Origin of the sequence: Mesorhizobium sp. M0047, from assembly GCF_040323315.1 — a bacterium.
GTDB lineage: Bacteria > Pseudomonadota > Alphaproteobacteria > Rhizobiales > Rhizobiaceae > Mesorhizobium.
The window spans coordinates 1-19978 of sequence record NZ_JAMYUW010000003.1 but is presented as its reverse complement, the minus strand read 5'-3'; the positions used below and the strand labels follow the sequence as shown (position 1 = coordinate 19978).

Annotated in this window: 14 protein-coding genes and 2 pseudogenes; 6 read left to right on the top strand and 10 right to left on the bottom strand. The window is 63.8% G+C overall.

The window, feature by feature from the left end; all coding sequences use genetic code 11:
- Positions 1-13 precede the first annotated feature (13 nt).
- From NKJ89_RS03430 to NKJ89_RS03415, 4 genes are read right to left on the bottom strand one after another with little or no spacing between them, the layout of a single operon-like run.
- Positions 14-784: a sugar phosphate isomerase/epimerase family protein gene (locus NKJ89_RS03430; RefSeq protein WP_352599871.1), complete on the bottom strand. Its 771-nt coding sequence runs from the start codon at positions 782-784 to the stop codon at positions 14-16.
- Positions 781-1791 carry a hydroxyacid dehydrogenase gene (locus NKJ89_RS03425; protein WP_352599869.1) on the bottom strand — a complete coding sequence of 337 codons (1011 nt, stop codon included), beginning with the start codon at positions 1789-1791 and terminating at the stop codon, positions 781-783. The genes NKJ89_RS03430 and NKJ89_RS03425 overlap by 4 nt, the downstream gene beginning before the upstream one ends.
- Positions 1788-3644, bottom strand: a complete 1857-nt coding sequence (locus NKJ89_RS03420) for a DUF2264 domain-containing protein (RefSeq protein WP_352599867.1) — start codon at positions 3642-3644, stop codon at positions 1788-1790. Before NKJ89_RS03420 ends, NKJ89_RS03425 begins: the two co-directional genes overlap by 4 nt.
- 24 nt (positions 3645-3668) lie before the next feature.
- Entirely contained in the window at positions 3669-4691 is a 1023-nt protein-coding gene (locus NKJ89_RS03415) for a LacI family DNA-binding transcriptional regulator (protein WP_352599865.1), read from the bottom strand.
- A 121-nt stretch (positions 4692-4812) separates the two neighbouring features.
- On the opposite strand from NKJ89_RS03415, the pseudogene NKJ89_RS03410 reads away from it, so the two are divergent.
- Positions 4813-5349, top strand: a pseudogene (locus NKJ89_RS03410) (ABC transporter substrate-binding protein); the annotation flags it as partial.
- Between the two features lie 26 nt (positions 5350-5375).
- Here NKJ89_RS03410 and NKJ89_RS03405 read toward each other — a convergent pair.
- Genes NKJ89_RS03405 through NKJ89_RS03395 form a run of 3 tightly spaced genes read right to left on the bottom strand, consistent with a single transcriptional unit; the run spans position 5376 to position 12255 of the window.
- A complete protein-coding gene (locus NKJ89_RS03405) occupies positions 5376-9461 on the bottom strand; it encodes a TIGR02680 family protein (RefSeq protein WP_352599863.1) in 4086 nt (1361 codons plus the stop codon).
- Complete coding sequence (locus tag NKJ89_RS03400; protein WP_352599861.1) at positions 9458-10741, bottom strand: TIGR02678 family protein; 1284 nt, start codon at positions 10739-10741, stop codon at positions 9458-9460. The genes NKJ89_RS03405 and NKJ89_RS03400 overlap by 4 nt, the downstream gene beginning before the upstream one ends.
- Complete coding sequence (locus NKJ89_RS03395) at positions 10738-12255, bottom strand: TIGR02677 family protein (RefSeq protein WP_352599859.1); 1518 nt, start codon at positions 12253-12255, stop codon at positions 10738-10740. Before NKJ89_RS03395 ends, NKJ89_RS03400 begins: the two co-directional genes overlap by 4 nt.
- Positions 12256-12726: 471 nt before the next feature.
- Between NKJ89_RS03395 and NKJ89_RS03390 the strand changes: the two genes are divergently transcribed.
- A complete protein-coding gene (locus NKJ89_RS03390) occupies positions 12727-13053 on the top strand; it encodes a helix-turn-helix domain-containing protein (protein WP_352600313.1) in 327 nt (108 codons plus the stop codon).
- Complete coding sequence (locus NKJ89_RS03385) at positions 13028-14284, top strand: type II toxin-antitoxin system HipA family toxin (protein ID WP_352599857.1); 1257 nt, start codon at positions 13028-13030, stop codon at positions 14282-14284. The genes NKJ89_RS03390 and NKJ89_RS03385 overlap by 26 nt, the downstream gene beginning before the upstream one ends.
- Positions 14285-14468: 184 nt before the next feature.
- Here the strand turns inward: NKJ89_RS03385 and NKJ89_RS03380 are convergent, their stop codons facing one another.
- Positions 14469-15263, bottom strand: a complete 795-nt coding sequence (locus NKJ89_RS03380; protein ID WP_352599855.1) for an SDR family NAD(P)-dependent oxidoreductase — start codon at positions 15261-15263, stop codon at positions 14469-14471.
- A gap of 100 nt (positions 15264-15363) precedes the next feature.
- Here NKJ89_RS03380 and NKJ89_RS03375 point away from each other — a divergent pair, with 100 nt between their 5' ends.
- Together NKJ89_RS03375 and NKJ89_RS03370 are read left to right on the top strand one after the other, a co-directional pair.
- Positions 15364-16254, top strand: coding sequence for a LysR family transcriptional regulator (locus NKJ89_RS03375; RefSeq protein ID WP_352599853.1), 891 nt, complete (start codon positions 15364-15366; stop codon positions 16252-16254).
- A gap of 105 nt (positions 16255-16359) precedes the next feature.
- Positions 16360-16800 (top strand): annotated as a pseudogene (locus NKJ89_RS03370) (GFA family protein); the annotation flags it as partial.
- Positions 16801-16959: 159 nt separating this feature from the next.
- Here the strand turns inward: NKJ89_RS03370 and NKJ89_RS03365 are convergent.
- The gene (locus NKJ89_RS03365; protein WP_352599851.1) at positions 16960-17559 is read right to left on the bottom strand and encodes an NADPH-dependent F420 reductase; all 600 of its coding nucleotides are present in this window, start codon (positions 17557-17559) and stop codon (positions 16960-16962) included.
- Positions 17560-17634: 75 nt separating this feature from the next.
- Positions 17635-18369: an SDR family NAD(P)-dependent oxidoreductase gene (locus NKJ89_RS03360; protein WP_352599849.1), complete on the bottom strand. Its 735-nt coding sequence runs from the start codon at positions 18367-18369 to the stop codon at positions 17635-17637.
- A 361-nt stretch (positions 18370-18730) separates the two neighbouring features.
- Between NKJ89_RS03360 and NKJ89_RS03355 the strand changes: the two genes are divergently transcribed.
- On the top strand, positions 18731-19753 hold the full coding sequence (locus tag NKJ89_RS03355) for an IS110 family RNA-guided transposase (RefSeq protein WP_352599847.1): 1023 nt from the start codon (positions 18731-18733) through the stop codon (positions 19751-19753).
- Positions 19754-19978 lie beyond the last annotated feature (225 nt).

Here is a 19978-nt window from a genome sequence, read left to right as displayed (position 1 = left end):
GTAGAGGTGGCAGTCAGCCTCCGAGCACCGCCTTGAGTGTTGCCGCATCGGTGCGGAAAGCGTCCGGATCATCGCCGGCCACGAACTCCAGCATCGCGAAACGCCGCCCTTTCCAACGCGAGACGGGCAGCCCTTCGATGACGGCGCGCCAATATTCTTCCGCGGAGGAAAGCGAAAAGCGTTTGCCGTCACGGTCCCATGCGAAGACGTGGATGTGTGAGACGTGATGCCCGATGCGCACGATCTCGAACAGCGCCTCATTGAGAGGCAGTCCCGGTCGCGGCTGCCAGTAGAGATAGACATTGTCATGCGCGACGGTCTCGATCAGCCTGAGCGCGGCGTCCGTCGCATCTGTCAGCGAGTTGGGGTGATATTCCAGCGAGACTGCGATCTTTCGTTTTGCCGCTTCGGCGCCCATATTCCGGATCAGGTACGCGGCGGAACGGACTTCCTCAGTCGTATAGTCCGAAGAGTTGCGATTGCGCGCGCCCGGCCAGATGCGGATATTGGCCGCGCCCAAGGTTTCGGCTGTCTCTAGAGCCTGTTCAAAGGCTTTCAGATCGTCGTCTGGCGGCGCGACATAGGAGCCGTAGGATACGGCGAATCCAGCCTCCAGGCTCATCCGCCCGACCTCGGCAGCATTTTCCAAATTCCCTGGCGGCATATGAGCATCGCCTGCCCATTCGATCGCGGCAAGCCCGGCTTCGCGCGCGAGCAGAACGATTTGCATCGGTCGAAGCGCGCGAAAGGTCACGCTACAAAGGGCCGGCTCGAAACACGTCATGCGATATGCTCCAGGTCCTGCCCGCGGATTTCGTGAAGCAGCGGCTTGCCCGCTATGTAACGGAGCACCTCGTCGGCGGCCATGTTGCCTAGGCGTGATCGCTCCAGCCCGACCGCGCCAGCAATATGCGGTGTCAGAAAGACGTTGGGCAGCAAATAAAACGGCGAGCTCCATTCGGGCACTTCCGGATCGGTGACGTCGATGATCGCGTCGATCCTGCCGGCCTTCAGCGTCGTCAACAGGGCGGCTTCATCGATGAGGGCGCCACGCGCCGTGTTGATCAGCGTGGCTCCGTCTCTCATCAGGGCAAGTTCGGCCTCGCCGATCATGTGCCGCGTCGCGGGCAGGGAGGGAGCATGCAGCGTCACGATGTCGGCACGCGACATCAGTGCGTTCAGCTCGACCTTTTCCGCACCGTGGCGCGCCGCCTCCGCGGCATCCATCATCGGATCGTAAAGGACGATGCTGTAGTCGAACGGCTTCAAAAGTTCGATGACCCGACGCCCGATGCGGGAAGCGCCGACGATGCCGATCGTCCGCCGGTAATTTCCGATCGCCTCAGCCTGCATCTGGTTCACCCGATGGCGGTTGCGGTCCACGGCATAGAGTTCGTGGAAGCGGAATACCCGCTTGCCGGCAAATATGATTGCGGCAAGCGTGAACTCGGCAACAGGCACGGCATTCGCCTGTGCTGCGTGCGTCACGGCAATGCCGGCCTCGAAAACGGAGGGATCGAGAAGTCCTTTCACGGTTCCCGCGGCATGCGCGACAAGTTTCAGATGCGGCGCTGATGCGAGGACGTCGCTGCCGATAAGCGGGCAGCCCCAGCCGGTAATCAGGATTTCGGTTTCGGCAAGCAGCCGTTTGGCTCGCGGATCGGCGAAATCCTCGAACGGTTCGGAGGAGAGAATACGTCCCGCGGCCGCCAGCCGCTCGATGATCTCTGGCGTGACGACATGCTTCGTGCGGGCCGGTTGCATGGCGAAGGTAATGGCTGGCTGCTTCACCGCATATGCCCCGGTGCCTGGATCGCGCTGACCGTTTCACCCTTATCCCTGACGAGTGCAGTGAGCTCTGCGACCGGTGGAGCGCCCGGCGGCGCTGCCCATATGCATCCGGCCGCCGCCGTGTCGCGTAGGGCAAGCACTGCGCAGGCCAACATTGTTTCGCCCGCCGGGATCGTGCCGCGCAATTGCGGCACGATGGTCTTGGCGACCATAAGATTCGTGTTGGGAAGAGCTTTCTGGCAAAGCCCCTCGCGCGCGATGCTCGATCCGAGGTCGACGATGCCGGAAAGATCCTCCGCGCCGATCGCGTAGGCAGCCCCGCCGGTTGCCTCGAGCGTATCCGCATCGAGATCCCGCCGCGCGATGGCGAAGCCGCCTTCGGCCGTCATGAGCGGGCGCGGCGTGGTGACGCGATGGACGCGGATGTGCCAGGGAGCGGACGGCAGAAGCCATGTTTCGACGGTGACGTCGGGCCAAGGCGACCATTTCGAATAGAGGAGGTCCCCTGCCAGTTTCGCGTCCTCGTTCGTCTCGCGCACACGGTAGTGGACGCCGTCCTCGCTGAAGGCGAGCGCCGAGTCGAAAGCGCCGCCCGCGAAGCCACGCTCGTCGGCCTCGACGCTGAAGCCGTAACGCGAGGAATAGGCGAACTTTGCATATTTCTCCGTGCCGCAGCGCATTTGCAGGTTCTCCTGACCGGAGGAAAGCGCGACGACGTCGCTGCCAGCGGGCATCATCACCATGCCGGGATGGCGAAGCGGCACAGCCGCGGCCATTGTCTCGGCGGGCGCTTCCTCCGCGGTCCAGAAGGGATGATCGCCGCCAAGTGCGAGCGGCAGAAACGCCTTGAAGGCCCAATAGGGCGAGCCGGCCGAATTGTAGCTCTCCGACATCAGCAGGTTGGGATAGCAGAAGCCGATCGGCAGCACACCGTCGCGGTTGGCGATCGGCTTGTCGGCCCACCAGCGCAAATGGCGAAGGCAGAGCCCCTTGATCTCGCCCCATGGCAGGGCCTCGACATTGGCAAAGGCGAGCGCCGACCAGAAGCCCGCGCAGGCGAAGCGATAGGTCAGGCTGCGGCCGAAAGGCACCGTCGCGCCATCCGCGCCGAACCAGTGGCGGAAGTCCTTCGCGAACAAGGCAGCGCGCTCACGGAAGCGGTCGGCGCGCTCATCTTCGGCGAGGCGGGCGTAGATGAGCCCGTAGAAGTGCATGGCGAATGGAATGTAATGATCGATGCGGCGCACATTGCCGTCGCGATACCAGCCGTCGCCGATATAGAAGCCGTCAAGTTGATTTAGATAAGTGTCCGTCAACTGGCGATCATAGTCGACGCCGAGCCGATCGAGACCGAGATCGACCAATACCCGGAAGAATTTCCAGTTGTTGTCGGCGTAGTCGAAACGTCGGGCGTGTTTGAGATAGGCGATCACATTGGCACGGGCGCGCCGGTCGAGCGGGTTCCATATTTTCTCGGGGACCAGGGCAAGGGCGAAGCCGAGTGCGGCGAGCTCGACCATGCGCTGGTCCTTATCGCGAACCGCGCCCCAGTATTCGGGATGATCAGGATCGGTGCCGTTGGCGATGCCCTCGGCGTAGCGATCCCAATGCGCGAATTCCCCGCCGCCTTCGGCGAGCGGCGCCAGCCCCCAGAGCGGCCGTGCGAAGCCCTCGAGGTCGGCCGCCGCGCGGTCGAAATGGGCTCCAGCCGCGTCGAGACGTACGCGCGCGTTTGCCACGGAGAAATAGGGCAGCAGCGGATCGAACAGATCGGCAAGCGCACGCCGCATGTCCGCGCGCGTCGCGAGCGGATTGCCGGCGAGCGGATTGGCGCTGACAGGATCGTAAGTCATCGACGTGCCTTCAGCCTCACGCGTTTATTGGTCATTCGGCAGGGAGCCGCCGGCAACGGGAACGACGGCATGGCAGACTTGGCGGGCAGGAGCGTTTCGGTCGCCAAGGCGCGCGATCATCAGACTGACGGCCTCGCGCCCGATGGCGGCACGGTCGACACGCATGGTGGAAAGCCGGGGATTGGTCATGCCCGCACAAGGGAGGTCATCGAAGCCGACAATGGCGAAGTCATCGGGCACGCGCCGGCCGGCCTCCGTCACGGCTTCCAGCACACCAACGGCGATGAAGTCGTTCATGCAGAACGCCGCGGTGAAACCGGGATACTCCGCGAGCGCAGTTGCAGTGACTTCGTGCGCCTCGGTGATGGCGCTGCGTTGAAATGTGAGACGGAGCAACCGGCCTTCTGCCCCCTCGACCGAGGCGATCGCCGCCTCGAAACCGCGTTCGCGCTCGCGGATCGTATGCCGCTGGGAGCCGGTGAGATGAAGGATACGGCGGTGTCCCGCGGCAAGCAGGCGCTTCGTTGCCAGATAGGCACCGAAGAAGTTCGCGGGCGAGACCCCATCGAATTGCAAAAGCGGGTCCGTTCCGTTGACGAGAACCATCGCCGTCCCCGTTTCGGCGAGCCATCTCCGCAGGCTGTCGGTCGGATCGATACCGACCAGAAACAGCCCGTCGGCGCCGGCGCTCTCGAGATGACTGGCGACAACCTCGGGAGTTATCCTGTTCTCGCGCACGAGCCGTATCCCGAACGGCATGCCGCGATTGGCGGCACCGCCGCGCAGCCCGTCGACAATGCCTTCATAGAAAACGCTGAGCCCGCCGGTAACGCCGTCGCTGGCAATCAGCGCCAGGGATCCGGGAACGGCCGCGGAGGCAGTCCTTGCCGGATATCCGAGGTCGGCTGCGACTTGCAGGATCTGTCGGCGCACGGCCTCACTGATGCCGGGCTCGTTGCCGAGCACGCGGGAGACCGTGGAGACTGAAACCCCCGCCTTGCTGGCGATGTCTGCCTGACGGAGACGCCTTGTTTGATTTTCCATCATGGAGCGAACATTGCGCAAATTATGCAAATATGCAAGATCAAGAAAAATCCTTGCGCTACGCAATTGCTTTGCATTAAGCTTCGCCGAGGATTGCGCAGGCAGGACAGGGGAGGATCTCAAAATGCAAATAGGTCGCCGCTCATTTCTGTTGGGCTCGGCAGGCGCAATGGCAGGCTTCGCGCTCGGCGCAACCGGGCAGGCCACCTGGGCTGCGGACGATATCACCCTGAGGGCCATGTGGTGGGGTTCGAACGACCGCGCCAAACGCACGGTCGCCGTCGCCAGGCTGTTCCATGAGAAGAACCCCGATGTCACCGTTATCGGCGAGACGATCAGCGGCGACGGGTACTGGACGAAGCTGGCGACTGCGATGGCCGGCCGTAACGTCTCGGACGTCTTCCAGCTCGAACCGAGCACGATTTCGGACTATTCCAAGCGCGGCGCATGTCTGGCTCTCGACGAGTTCGTTCCCGGCGCGCTGAAGGTGGACAACTTCGACAAGCAATTGCTGGACCTCACGACGATCGACGGCAAGCTCTGGGGCGTCGGCCTCGGTCTCAACTCCTTTTCCATGTTCTACGACGAGGCAGCGTTCAAGAAAGCGAGCATCACGCCGCCGACTCACGAGACCACCTGGAAGGAATACGCCGGTATCGCCGGCGGCTCGATCATCGACAGCGCGCGCTAACCCCGGGCGAACCGGCAAGTCGAAACCAGCGAAATCAGTGGTGCGCGGGTAGACGTTGGGTGGCCTTGCTGGCGCGCTTGCGTAGCTCGCCGATATCCCGTTTCGGCCGCCGTTCCAAGTCCTTGCGGATCGACGTTCGCCGCATCGATGCCGGCAAAGGCTTCGTCTAGCAGCATCAGCCGCGGCGCCAGGGCATAGCTGCCTTGGCTGTAGAAGCTGGCGACCGCGGCGAACAGCGGCACCGTCAGGCCGAGCGCCCGCTCGCCGCTCGAGGCGGGTCCGGAAAGCTTGCGCCAATGCCCCTCCTGCCAGCGTTCGACGCGAAAACGGTGCCAGTGGCGATAGTCCAGCGCGCGGGCAAGTTGGTCGAGCAGGGTGCCGCTGTCCTTTCCGCTGCTGGAATCGGCACGTTCCCGCTCAGCCGAGATGCGCTGCTGCAGCATGGCGCCGACGACTCGCCGGTCCTCCGCCGACCAGAGATCCGAGCTGGTGTTGAGCAGGCGCTTGCGCGCCACGTCGAGGCCCACCGGCGCACCTTCCTCCTCGGCCAGCGGCTGCCACAGCAGGCGATAGCGCACGCCGGTCGAGGTGGGGCGCTTGTGCAGCTCTCCGTTGATGGCATCGACTTGCCGTTCGGCGGCTTGCAGCAGACGCTGGATTTCAGCGGCGATCTCGGCTTGCAAATGGTTCTCAAGAACGGTCCGCTCGCTAGCGGTCAGCAATTCGCTGCGCTGGGCGATCTCGTCGGCGAGTCGGCCGGCGAGTCGGTCCGGCCGTTCGCTCCGATTCTGGTAGATGATGTCGACGCTGAACCCCCAGTCGCTGGGGTTGGCCCGGGCCTGGTGGCCCAGCGCGCCGAGCGTGCGCTGCAGTTCGGTAAATTCCTCGGCGATCTGCCGCTGAGCGCGCGCCCATGCCTCGTCGTCGTCCTTGAGGGTCGACAGTTCCTGTTCCGTCCGCCTGGCCAGGGTCAGCGCCGGATCGATCGTCCACTGAGCCCCCATGTCCGGCAGTTCGACACGCGGCAGTGCTGCCGACAGCAGGCCGGTGCCGGCAAACTGCTGCAATTTGGAGATCGCCTGGGCGCGCGCCTCGCCGCGCTCGTGCAAGACGCTGGTCGCGGTCTCGGCCTGCTGGTTCGCCACCGCCCGCGTCTCTCCCGCCTTGCGCAGGGCGTCACCGGCCAGCTTTAGCGTAACCTCTCCGGCTTCGACCGCGACACGTGCTTCGGCGAGCTGCCGCTGCAACTCCTCGACCTTGGCGCCGACCATGTCACGCAGCACTTCGAGCCGGGCAAGGGCCTCTTCGGCTTCCACGCGGGCCGCCGCGGACTCCTGCTCGCGCTGCTGGAGATCGTCCCGCGCTTCGTTCTCCCGGGCAAATTGCCGTTGCCATTCGGGCAGCGCCAGGCGCAGCTCGTGGGCGGCTTGCTCGAGCCGGACCTGCGTGTCGCGATAATGATCCACCTCCGTTTCGACGGCGGGCAGCGCCTCGGGCGATCCGGGCAGGCGCAGGTCAGCGGCATCCGCCGCGAGCTGTTCGCGCACGGCCTTGAGTGCCTGTTCGGCCTCGCGGAATCGCATATCCGCTTCGGCAAGCCTTTCACTGGCGAGGCGCGCGGCGCGGGTGCCGGCAGCGGCGGCCAAGTGAGCGCTGCGCAGCACCTCGTCGGCGGGCGCCTTGCGCCATTCTTCGTCGGTCTGCTCGCGGTCCAGCACGATCTGCCCGGCCGTGGCCTGCACCGCTGCCAATTCGTCGGAAAGCTGCGTCAGGCGCTCGGCAATCTCGGCCAGCCGCCGCGTGCGGGCCGCGTCGCGGGCTGCGTGTCCGATATAGACCGCCGCCGGCTTGCCCCAGGCGCCGGTCAGGGCGCCGAGACGATATCGGCCGTCAGCGGCGATCCAGGCCTCGGTATCGACAGGGTCGTTATCCGCGCAGGCGATGCTGGACAGCACGCGCTCGACGACATCGGCCGGTACCGTACTGCCGGCCGGCACGGTGACATCCAGAAAGTCGGCAAGCGATGGAGAAGACTTTCGCCGTTCCAGCACCTGCGTGTCGTATAGCGGCGCGCCATCATCGCCGGACTGAAGGTGGCCGTCCGGCGAGATCCACGCGTCGAGCAGGCCGGCGGCTTCGAGGCCGGCGCGTTGCGGCGCAGCCACCGTGTCGCGAAAATCCAACACTTGCCAGAACGGCGCGCCCTGACGCGCGCCCCGAACGGAGGCGTCGCGCGTATAGGGCAGGGGCGGCGCCATGTCGTCGCCGGCTTCCAGGCGTTGGCGTTCGTCGTCGAGGCTCCCGCGTTCCGCCTCCAGCGTCTGCCGTTGGCCGTCGAGCGCCGCGCGACGTTGCGTCAGCGCGAAGCTTGTCGCTTCATGCGCCGATTGCAGCAGGTGCCGGGCGGGATTGTCACCTTGCGGCGTCGCGGCCCATTCCGCCAGGGTCGTCAGGGCCGCGAATTTGGCGTCTGGATCGACTCGCAGTTGCTTCAGGCCGATGAAATAGCGATCCCAGCTTTCCATCAGGTCCCGGCCTTGACGTTCGACCTCCGCATCGGCCTGCGTGCGACGTTCAGCAGCCTCTTCGGCTTCGACCTGTCGCTCGTCCTGGGTTTCGCGACGCCGCATATAGGTGGCCTCGGCTTGCGCGACTTCGCCGTGACGGCGACGCAGAAGGGCGATCTGCTCACGCCGGCCGGCAACAAGGCTGCGAAGCTCGTCGCAGGCTCTGTCGAAAGCATGCTGCCTCAACTCGACCAGCGCGGAAGCCTCCAATGTGGCAAGCGGGCTTGCGGTGTGCTGGCCGGCGATGCCTGCCGCGTCGGCGTGAACGGCACTTTGCCGGCGCAGCTCGGCCAAGGCGCGCTCCGCCTGTTCGGCGCGCCGACCGGTGCGGCTGGTTTCTTCGGCGCTGAGTCCCAGCCGCCGGCCTGCCTGCTCGACCGCCGCCGCGGCTTTCTGCATCGCCTGCCGGCGTGCCGCCATCTCCTTCTCGGCGCTTTCGAGACGATTGGCGTCCTGCATCGTCGGATCGGAGCGCAAGGCGTCGAGCCGCGCCCGCCCGCGCGCCAGGGTGATTTCCGAATCGTCATGGGCCGTCTGGGCGAGCGCCTCCCGCGTTTGCGCTTCGTCGAACCGGGCTTGGGCTTCGCCGCGCGCCCGGCTGGCATTGTCGAACTCCGTCTGGGCCTGGCGCAGCAGACGCGCCTGCCTGCGGGTCTGCGTACCGGCATAGACGCGATAACGCTCCTCGAAGCGGCCGACCGCCTTGGCCAGGGCCTGATATTCGTCGAGCTGACGGCGGTCTTCCTCGAGTTGCCCGAGCGCCTCGGCGACGTCGCCGAGCAGTTCGGGCGCCAGCGGCGGCAGGGCCTCGGTCAGCGCGTTCGACAGCGCGGCTTCGTCTGGTTTCCTGGAAAGCTGCGGCTGGCGAAGCTGGATCAGCGTATCCATCAGCGCGTCGTAGCGCTTGGCGCCCAGATGGAACAGGCGCTCGTCGACCGCGCGGCGATAGCTGGCGGCGGTGTCGAACACTTGGCCGCGGCCTTCAAGTGCATCGCGCAGGCGCTCCTTGGTGAGCACGATCCGATGCTCGCTCGTCAGCCACAGATCCTGGTTAATGCGCGGCGCGCCGTCGGCGTCTTCCAGCAGGAAGAACCAACTGTCGACCTGGGAGCGGGCGGCCGTTGCCGAGAGGCCGACGCCGAGCGAAAGGTAATGCGGTGTGCCGTCTTCGGCGACGCGACCGAACTCGATCCACGCATAGCCGTTGCGCCGGTCGTGGCTGTTCATCAGCAGGTTCCAGGCCATCCTCTTGCCGGCGTCGCCATCGGGCTCGATGCGTGAGGGTTTGAGCTGCGCGTCGAGCAGGAACGGCAGTGTCAGCGACAGCACCTTGGACTTGCCAGTGCCGTTATTGCCGCGCAGCAGCAGATGGCCGTCGCGGAACCAGAATTCCTCGCTGTCATAGTGATAGAGCTCCACCAGACCCAGCCGCAGAGGCTGCCAGCGTTGCCGCGTCGGTGTAGGCAACGCGGGCTTTCCCAATGGCGAAATGAGCAGGTTCAAGCGGTCGTTCATGTCGGTCCGAACAGAGAGCCGGTGGCCTGGGCTGGCGCATCGCGGGTTTCGCGAATTTCGGCCTCGCCCAGCGCAAAGCGGGCGAGCGCCGGCAGCGGGTGTACGGCGCCGGCTTTTCGTACCGCCAGTTGCAGCTTTTCCAACCGATCGATAGCGATTGCCGCGAGCTCGCGTTCGGCGCCGGGCTCGCGTGCCGATTTGCGCCAGTAGCGTCCGTACTTGCCTTTAGCCTCATGCAGGAAGTCGGCAATGTCGTGCTCTCGCATGACGGGTGCCTGCGTCGTGTAGGCGCCATCCTTTCGCCGCTGCCTTTGGCCAGCGGCCAGATGCTCGGCGACGAGCAGCGTCACATGGGCGTCGGTGCCTTCGGCCGGCATCGCCACATCGGTCAGCAGGCCGGCTTCGTCGACCAGCGCCAAACCTTCGGCGCGCTGCTCCGCCACTAGGCCGGCTGCATCGCACAGGCGGGCGGCCATGGCTCCGCGCTGGTTGAAGAAGTAGGCGCGGGCTTCCGGGTCCAATGTCTCGACATAGACGACCGGATCGTCGAGAAGCCGACGTGCGAGCTGGTGGCGCAGTGCGGTGCGCCGGCCTTCCTCGCTGTCCGCTACATGCTCGTCGACCATGGCGCGCAACCGCGCTTCGAGCGTCACCGGCGCTTCTTCCGGCGTCCAGGTGGACGGGCCGCGCACCGCCGCCAGCATGCCGGCGAGCATGCGGCGCTGCACGTCGTAGAGCGCATCGGCCTGATCGCCTCCGGCCCGCACGAATGTTTCTTCATCGCCGGCGACGCGGTGCAGCACCCCGAGGCCCAGCAAGGTGCGGCACACCGACACGAGTTCGCGCCGCTCATGTTGCGCCTCGAGCGTGAAGGTGAAGTCGAGCGCCGGCTCGGCGGCGAGTTCCAGCAGCCTCTCTCCCAGCAGCCGCAAGGTGATCTGCGGGTCGGCGCGTTCGAGCACCGCGCAGGCGAGGCAAAGCAGAACGTAGCGGCGACGGTCGTAGCCGGGAAGGCCGCGCATGGGGTCGGCGAGATCTCCGGGCCGCTTGTAGAGGCGCGCGCCCTCGCGCTCGACCTGCAGTATCCAGCCCGCCTCGCGCGAAAACCATTCGCGCAATGCTTCGGCCTGGCGGCGTACGCCAGCGAAATCTTCATGCGCCGGACCCATCAGCGGCGTCATCAGAAGGGCGCGCACGCAGGCGCGAAACTCCTCGCGCTGGAAACGCTGCTGCAGCAGGCCGATGCTGCGACTGTCGTTGGAGCCGTTCGCCGCTTTCATCGACCGTCCTGCAAGGGTGTAATGGTGATCAGATGGTCGCGCCCGGCAAAGACGCCACGCGGCGTTTCGATCATGGCGCGGCTGTCGGGGGCGAGCGGCTTCAGGTGGATGTGCAGCAAGCCGTCGCCCGTCCGCCGCTCCACCGGCGTCTCCGGCCCGGCCTGTTCACTCAGCGCCTCCCCGAGCAGGCCCAGGAACAGGCCGAAGGCATGCATGTTGAGCTCTCCTAGATCCGAAAGCCGTGCGGGGCGGCTGGTGGCGAGGCGCTTGCGCGCCGCTTCGACCTGGAGCGATTCCTCTGCGAGCTGAAGCGACAGGAGCGCACGCTCCTCGGCGCGGTCGCGCACGCGCGGCAGCGGTCCGCGCGGGGTGGCTTCGCCATATTCGCGCAGACGCGGGTGAATCCTGAGCGGTGCGGCGTCGGCCCAGGAGGTGCTGGCCGGCAGTTCGGCGTCCGCGTCGGCGTTGAGCGAGAAATGCCGCGCCGGATTAAGCGCGAAGGCGGCTCGCGCAAGCCGGTGTGCCTCGCTATTGTCGGAGCAAGCGGCGAACCAGCCGGCGAGCAGGCGAAAGTCCGCCGAGCGATCGCTGCGGCCGCTGCGCCGCTCGTTGAGCGCAGCGATCGCAGCGAGAAGCTGCGGGATGGCGGACCGCGCCCGTGCCCTCAACAGTTCGGCTTGCGGCGGCTCGTGGCCGGTGCTGAGGAACCAGCCGCGCAGACCCTTCCAGCGTTCTCGCCAGGCTCGCAGGTAGCCGTTCCGCGACTCGGCCTGATCCTGCGCGCCGCCGGGAGCCGCGTCGCGCGATTCGCGCTCGGCCACCTGCCCAAGCAGGGCATCGACGCCCGGTTCCAAAGCCAGGATGAGGCGCGCGATGGTGTCGGAACGGCGCACCAAGTCGCCCATGAAACGTTCCAGATAGTCGATCAGCCGCTTTTTGTAGTTTGCAACCGCCACCGCCTCGGCTTGCTGCAGCTCGATGCTGCGAGCGACGCCGGCCATGAACGCCTGCGCGTTCTCGGCCAAGCCTTCGAATACACGCACCAGATCCCGCAGCGAGTGGATCTTGGCCACGTCGGGTTCGGCCGCGCCGGCCAATGCCTGAAGCGCCTGCAGCCGGCTCGCTATATCTTCGAGCGCCACGGTTTGCAGTTCGGCGCGACGTTGCAAGGTCTGCACGAAGACCGCCAACGCAGATTCCACCGCCTCGCCGCCCTGCGAGAGCCGGTAGAGAAAGCGTGCGCGGTAAAAGTCGCTGAGGCTGGAAACCCGTGCGGTATCGGGATGTGATTCGAGATTGCCCCATTCTGCAAGCTGGGTAAGCGCCGTATTCACTTCCTCGATGCGCGGCGGCCCGGCCGACCATCGGGCTTCGGCAAGCACTTCGTCGGGCCTCAACTGCAGGCGGTATTGCCGCTTGGCCGCCGCGAAGACGTCCATGATGCAGCGGTAGAATGCAGCCTTCTCGGCGCTCACGTGACGGAACAGATCCGCCGAGTCATTCGCAATTTGCATAGGCGATCGCCACCTGTCCAAACCCATCCTGGATGTTTTCGCTTTGTTCTCGCGTCTCGTCAAGACCGGCGTTGACTGTTGACACGTCGTCAGAACGCGATTCGATCAAGCTTCTTGATCATATTTGACCTCGTTGTTGTTGGGAGGCGGCCAGAGCTTCGAACTGGTCCTGACTCGCTTCGCTGCAGTTTCACGTGATGCCGAGAGCTTCGTGCTGAAGGCCGCGATGCTGATGATGAACTGGTTCGTTCGATGATCGCCGCATCGATCTCGTCGCCAGTGAGGTCGCGCGGAGGTCGATATCAACCGAGAGCCAAAGGCAGGTCCCGAGTGAGGAATTGATCTCTTTGCGCACCATAGCTTCTAAAGATGATATGTTAACGGATCATAAAAGGTTGACATGTTTACTGAATGAGATATCTTTGCAGATCATTACACATGGTTGTGGATCGTATAGGCATCATTTCAATTATGACCTCTGAATCGGAAATTCTACGTGAAATCGGGAGGGTTCTCAGACATGCGAGGCTCGCCGCAACCATGACACAGGAGCAGGTCGCTGATTTGGCGGGCATATCCCGTCCCCGCTATCGCGATATCGAAAAGGGAGCTGCAGCGGCGCGTGCGACGACGCTCATGAATGTCGCTCGCGCGCTCGGTCTGGAAATGATGCTGGTTCCGCAAGTCATGGTGCCGGCTGTCCAGGCTCTGTTGCGCCCGCATGATGATGACGACCTGCCCGCCTTTGTTCCTCAATCTGACGATGACGATCATGGCTCCAGTCTTTCACGCACCTAAGACGATCCCGTCGCTGGACGTGCTCCTGGACACCCTGAAGGTCGGCACACTCGTCAGGACGCCGGGCGATTTCAATGCGTTCAACTTCGATGAGGCCTACCGCGCGACGGGCGGCTTGCCGGTTCTCAGCCTGTCGTTCCGGGCAGCGATGGGAGGATTGCGGAAAAATCCGAAGCCTCTGGCCGGCGCCTTGCCGGCTTTTTTCGCGAACCTCCTACCGGAGGAGAAGCTACGCGAGGCGATGGAAAAGCACCACGAAGGCAATGTGCGACCAGGCAATGATTTCGATCTGCTTGCAGCACTCGGCACCGATCTGCCAGGGGCCGTGCAGGCATTGCCTAGTGATGGCTCGATAGCGGTCCCGCAGGATGCTTCAAAAGATAAGCCCAAGGCTCGGTTCTCACTTGCCGGCGTGCAGATGAAGCTGTCGGTCATGAAGAACACTGGAAAAGGCAGCGGCCTGACCTTGCCGATGGACGACGAGCAAGGCCGATACATCGCCAAGTTCCCTTCGACGGCGTTTCCAGGCATTTCCGAAAATGAATTCGCCAACCTCGCGTTGGCCGCAGCGATCGGCATGGAGGTGCCTGAACGCGAACTTGTCGAGAAGTCCGATTTCGAGGATATTCCCGAAGAATTCAACACGCTGTCAGAGGGCAAGGTCCTTCTCGTCAAACGCTTCGATCGCGGCGCTGAGGGCGAGAGGATTCACATCGAGGATTTCGCTCAGGTCTTCGGCGTCTATCCCTCGCATAAATATGAGGGCGCCGCTTATCACGACATAGCCTCGGCCCTTGGCGCGGCCGTCTCGCCTACGGCGGCTCTCGAATTCGTCCGCCGCCTGGCACTGACCGTCATCACCGGCAATGGCGACATGCACCTGAAGAACTGGTCGTTGATCTATCCCAGAAACGGTGACAAGCCGGCGCTTGCACCAATCTACGACGTCCTGTCCACCGTGCCATATATTCCCGCCGACGCCATGGCGCTTTCGCTTGGAGGGGAGCGCTCGTTCAAGGCGCTAGCAGCACCGCGATGGAAGGCATTTGCGAACCGTGCAAGGCTTCCGGAGCCGGCAGTCCTGAAGGCAGTGGTCGAGACCGTCGAACTCGTCAACGAGCACTGGTTGCGTCTGCCTGAGCGCGACGTGATCCCGGCAAAGGTGCTCGAGCGGATCGACGAGCATGTGAAGGTGATGACGCCGATACTGAACACCTTCGCCGAGAAGTGAGCCAAACCCCATGGCTTGGAGAAGAGGGAGTGACCGCCGGCAGCCCGGCTCGACGGCCAGAGATTCGCGAGTAGAGCATCAATCCTACGTGTGCGGCGGGCGACTTGTGACTGATAAGGTTAGACGAAGATCCGAGGACACTCATCCACGCTTAGCCTTGGCCATGGCGTAACCGACAGCGCCCTCAGACGATTGACCGAACGACACCGCCATCGACCCTCAACCCGGCGCCACTGGTCGCTGACGCCTGCTCTGAGCAGACATAAACGACCATGTTTGCGACTTCTTCGGTCGTCGCAAGGCGATTGATCAGCGTCGTAGGACGCATTGTCTTCAAGAACATCTGCTCCGCCTCATCTTGCGTGATGCCTTGCGACTGCGCCAACTCGCTCATCATATTGGACAGGATTTCGGACCTCGTTGGACCAGGGAGGACCGCGTTGACCGTCACGCCCGTCCCGGCAACCGCTTCCGCGAGCCCCCTGGAGATGGCGAGTTGCGCCGTCTTGGTCATGCCGTAGTCGATCATCTCTTTTGGGACGTTGAGGGCGGACTCGCTGCTGATGAACACGACGCGTCCCCAGCCACGCCCTATCATCTTCGGCACATAGTGGCGCGCCGCGCGGACGCCGCTCATGACGTTGAGTTGGAAAAGGCTCAGCCAGTCGTCGTCAGCAAGCTCGAAGAACGTCTTCGGACGCGCTGTACCCACATTGTTGACCAGGATATCCGCGTCCGGCGCCTGCGCGAACAAGGCTTTGGCCCCCTCGGCAGTCTCCAGGTCGGCGGCAACGCCCGTCACATCGCAACCCGGGAAAAGCTCACGAATCTCACGGACCGCCGTGGCGACGCGCTCCTGGCCGCGGCCGTTGATCACAACCGAAGCGCCCGCGCGCACCAGTCCCTCGGCAATTGCGCGACCGATGCCCACCGTGGAGCCCGTTACAATGGCCTTGCGACCTTGGAAGTCGATATTCATGACTTGTCACCTCTAGCTCGTGGTGTGCGAGATATAGACAATGTTCAGATGCCGCATAATTGGCTAAGAATACATAATATTCATTCTTCTGAGGAATGACGTGGACCGCTTTCAGGAATTAAGTGCGTTTATCGCGGTCGTTGAAGCAGGCGGGTTCACAGCTGCCGCCCGGAGAACCGGCGACTCACAACCGGCCGTCAGCAAGGCCGTCGGCGCGCTGGAGAAGCGGCTGGGGGTGTTGCTGTTCAATAGAAGCACGCGAAATGTGAGCCTCACGGACCAAGGGCAACGCTATTATGACCGGACCAAGCTCCTTGTCGGGGAGTTGGATGACGCCGACAGCGAACTGACAAGCAGCACGCTCAACGTTTCCGGCCCAATCAGGATCGCCGTTTCCGCCACCTTTGGTCGCCTTCACATCCTGCCCCTTATCCCCGTCCTTCTCTCGCTCAACCCCGGCCTTCAGCTGGATCTCATCCTGTCGGATTCGATGCGAGACATGGTGGAAGACCGGATTGATCTGGCGATCAGGGTGGGGCCAGTCGACGAACCAGACGCGGTCGTCACGCGCGTAGCTCGTACCCCATTGGTGTGCGTTGGATCCCGTCGATACTTCAAGGAACGAGGGGTGCCCGGGACCCCTGCCGAACTCGTGAACCACAACTGCTTGCTTTATAATGGGCTTATAGAGTCCACCAATTGGCCGTTTTGCGGACCAGACGGCGAATTCAGCGTGCCGGTTCGTGGGAATCTTTCATCGAATAGTGTCGAAACGATCCGGTCTGCTGTGCTGGCGGGCATGGGAATCGGTATGTTCGCCAAAGTCTCTCTTGCCGATGACCTGCAGCATCCGGACGTGATTTCGCTTTTCGAAGAATTTCTAGTCGATGTCAGGGATATAAATCTTGTCTGGCCAAAGCGCCGCCTTGTTCCGGCACGCGTGCGCTGGGTGACTGAATTTTTCTCGCAACGGATTCCCGGTCGTATTTAGGTCGGCGCCGGGCGGCGCAACAACCGCGATGGGGTCGTCGTTCTGTGACGTATAAATACAGGGAAACGGCGGGCCGCCTTGGACCAAGAGTTGGAAGGAACAACGATGGAAGGCTGGAAGCTACCTTGGGATGGTGGATGCATGTGCGGTCAGATTCGCTTTCGCATAACCAAGCCGCCTCTGTTGACATTGGCGTGTCATTGCACCGGCTGCCAAAGGCTGACGGCGAGCGCGTACTCTTTGAGTTTTGCAATGCCGAGCGAAGGCTTCACGATCACGCAAGGCGAGCTCGCGCGTGGTGGTCTTCACGGCATCCACCAGCAGCTCTATTGCCCACACTGCAAGAACTGGGTGTGCACGCGCCCGCATGGCCTCGATTGGCTCGTCAACGTCCGTGCGACGATGCTCGACGATCACCGCTGGTATCGGCCGTTTATCGAGGTTTTCACCGCCGAGAAGCTACCCTGGGCAGTAACGAACGCGGTTCACAGCTTTGAAAGCCAGCCGGATCTCGACAGGTATGCGCCGCTGATCGAGGCGTTCGCCGGGGGGGTACCCGACCGGGCTGACTGCAACGTGCCCATAGATCGCGTGTCTCTTCGTCCTTATTCCGTGTGCTCGGATCCGGTAAAGCTGGATCGCGCGCTGCTCGAAGAAGTTCGCGCGCGACCAATTCTCGGGCCAAGTCACACGGTCTTAGATCGACTACTGCTCCTTCTTGAACAAATCCTGGAAGATGAGCTGGCCCCAAGTGCGGCCGCGTGCGTGTACCAGCGCGCCACCCTCGTTGAGCTTTCCCAACTTGACGGGTGCGAACCCGAGTTGTTTGGCCAGGGCGGCTACGGGAGCGATCGCGTCCTCGTCGTCGCTCGACAGAAAGACGACCCGGTGCCCGTCCTCGACGATCGGATCGGCAGCCAGGGTGGCCGCAACGAGGTGATTGAAACCTTTTACGAGCTTGGCGCCGGTGAAGCCCTTCGCGACGAATGCGGAGGACGGGAGGCCGTCCAGCTCTTCAGGGACAGGAAACGCGTTCATTGCGTCGATGACCGTCTTGCCTTTCCAGTTCGGCAGGGCTTTCGCAACCTCGCGATGCTCCCCGAACGGGACCGCCAAGATGATTGTGTCGGCCTCGAGTGCTTCCTGCAGCGACTTGGCGACGACCGTGGGTCCAATCGCCCGAACCTGCGGCACCAACGCCTCTGGCGGCCGGCGGCTCGCGACGGTCACGTCTATGTTTTTACGGGCAAACGCCCTGGCCAAAGCCTGGCCGATATTGCCGAAACCGATAATTGCGTAGCTCATATCTATTCTCCTTGGGTTTATCACGCCGTACGGCGCTCCGAACGAGCGAATGGAGCGCCGGACGGGCGCGGTGCGTCAGAGTTGCGCCAGGCCGCCGTCGACGGCGACTTCGCTGGCGGTCATGAAGCTGCTGTCCGACGACGCGAGAAAGGCGGCCACCGCTCCAATCTCCGCCGGATCGGCCATGCGCTGTAGCGGAGTCATCGAGGCGAAGACCTTCTGGCCCTCCTCGCCTAGCGCTTCCTTAGCGAGTTCGGTTGCCGTCGCCCCGGGCGACAGCACGTTTACCCGGATGCCGGTGCCCTTCAGGTCTTCCGCCCAGGTCCGCGCGAGGTTGCGCACTGCCGCCTTGCTCGCACTGTAGGCGGTGAATGCCGGGGCGCCCGTCGTGCCGGCGCTCGATCCGGTCAGGATGATCGAACCGCCCTGGCCCATCAGCGGCAGCGCCTTCTGGACCGTGAAGATCGTACCCTTCACATTGATGTCGAAGGTTTCGTCAATGTGCTCGGCGGTGATCTTGCCGAGCGCAAGCGGGCTTCCCGCCCCGGCGTTGGCGAAGACGATGTCGAGCGATCCGCGCTCGGCCTTGACCGCCGCGTAGAGCCGGTCCAGGTCGGCCCCATCGGAGACCGAGCCCTTCACCGCCCGGGCATTGGGCCCAAGGTCCGCCACAGCGGCGTCGAGCGCTTCCTGCCGGCGACCGAAGATGAAGACGAAGGCGCCCTCTTCGACGAAGCGCTTCGCTGCGGCGAGTCCGATGCCGGTAGCGCCGCCCGTGATGACTGCAACCTTACCCTCAAGCTTTCCCATGACTTCTCCTTTCGTGGTGTCGGGACAGCATCTGCCCCCGAGGACCTCGAAATGGGTCCGCCGGCGTCAGTTGTTGAGTGCGGAAGCGCGCACATCGGTGGTGCGAAATCGATCCGGCTGGACGATTGACGCCAACCGCGACGATCGGTGTCCGCCGTCGGAATTGGGGCGCACTCGTCGACATAGGCTATGATGACCGCCCGAACTGCTGTTCGATGTGTTAGACACGGGCTTTGGAAGGCGCACCGCGCGGTGCGGGAATACACCATGATCGACTGGGATGATGGGTGGACGGCCCCTTGCGGCATCGAATGTGCCAAACTGGGTTGTGATTAACCCCCAGCGGAGGAGACCGTCCGACATGCAAGTTATCAGATTTGGAATCGATTTGGCCAAGAATGTGTTTCAGGTGCACGGTGTGGATGCGACTGAGCACGTGGTGGTGCAGCGCCAGCTGCGCCGCGCGCAGGTGGTGAAGTTTTTCGCCGCACAGCCGCCGGCGCTGATCGGCATGGAGGCCTGCGGCTCGGCCCATCATTGGGGCCGCACGCTGAGCGCACTGGGCCATGAGGTCAAGCTGATGCCGCCGACCTATGTGAAGCCCTACGTCAAGCGCAACAAGAACGATGCCCGCGATGCGCAAGCCTGTTGCGAGGCGGTGAGCCGGCCCGACATGCGGTTCGTGCCGATCAAGACGGTCGAACAGCAATATGCCCGCGCGCTGCATCGCTCGCGGGATCTTCTGGTGCGCCAGCGCACGCAGCTGGCCAACGCCATTCGCGGCCATCTCTACGAAATGGGCCTTGCGAGCCCTCAGGGGGCGGCGGGCATCGAGAGGCTGCTGCTGCTCATCGAAACGCAGGATGAAGCCATCCCTGCGGCACTGTTGATCTGTCTGGCACCTCTGGCCGGGCAATGGCGGGCGCTGGATGGTGAGATCGGCAAGCTGGACAAGCAGATCCTGGCTCAGGTCAGGCAGCAGCGGGCGGCTCTGCGCCTGACGACGATCCCCAGCGTCGGCCCGATCATCGCGCATGCGACGATCGCCGCCATCGGCGATGGCCGTCAATTCGCCTCGGCCAGGGATTTCGCCGCATGGGTTGGTCTGACCCGCAAGAACCACGACACCGGCGGCAAGCACAGGCTGACAGGTCATATCAGCCGCGCCGGTGATGGCGGCTTGCGAAGGCTGCTCATTCTCGGCGCCAGTTCCTGGTTGCGTCAGGTCAGGGCCAAGCCCGACAAGGGCTCGACCTGGATTCGTGGCCTGCTGGCCAGGCGGCCGGTCAGGGTCGCGGTCGTCGCCCAGGCAGCCAAGACCGCCCGCATCATCTGGGCGATGCTGAACTCGGGACAGGAATACAGGGCACCGGCTGCGGCATAAACCGCAATCGAGGCCCCTAACAGCGTAAGGAGCAAAAGGCAGCACGGCAAAATGGTCAGGACCTGGGTCGGGACACTCCGCCTTCGTCATCGCGATACAAAAGCGCGCTGGGATGATTGGAACCCGATCCGCGTAACCCTTGAGGGCCAGCGGTCAACAAATCGACCGCATCAAAGGCCGAATACATGACCGCTCCAGACTTGCGCCGTATCTGCTAATTGCCTC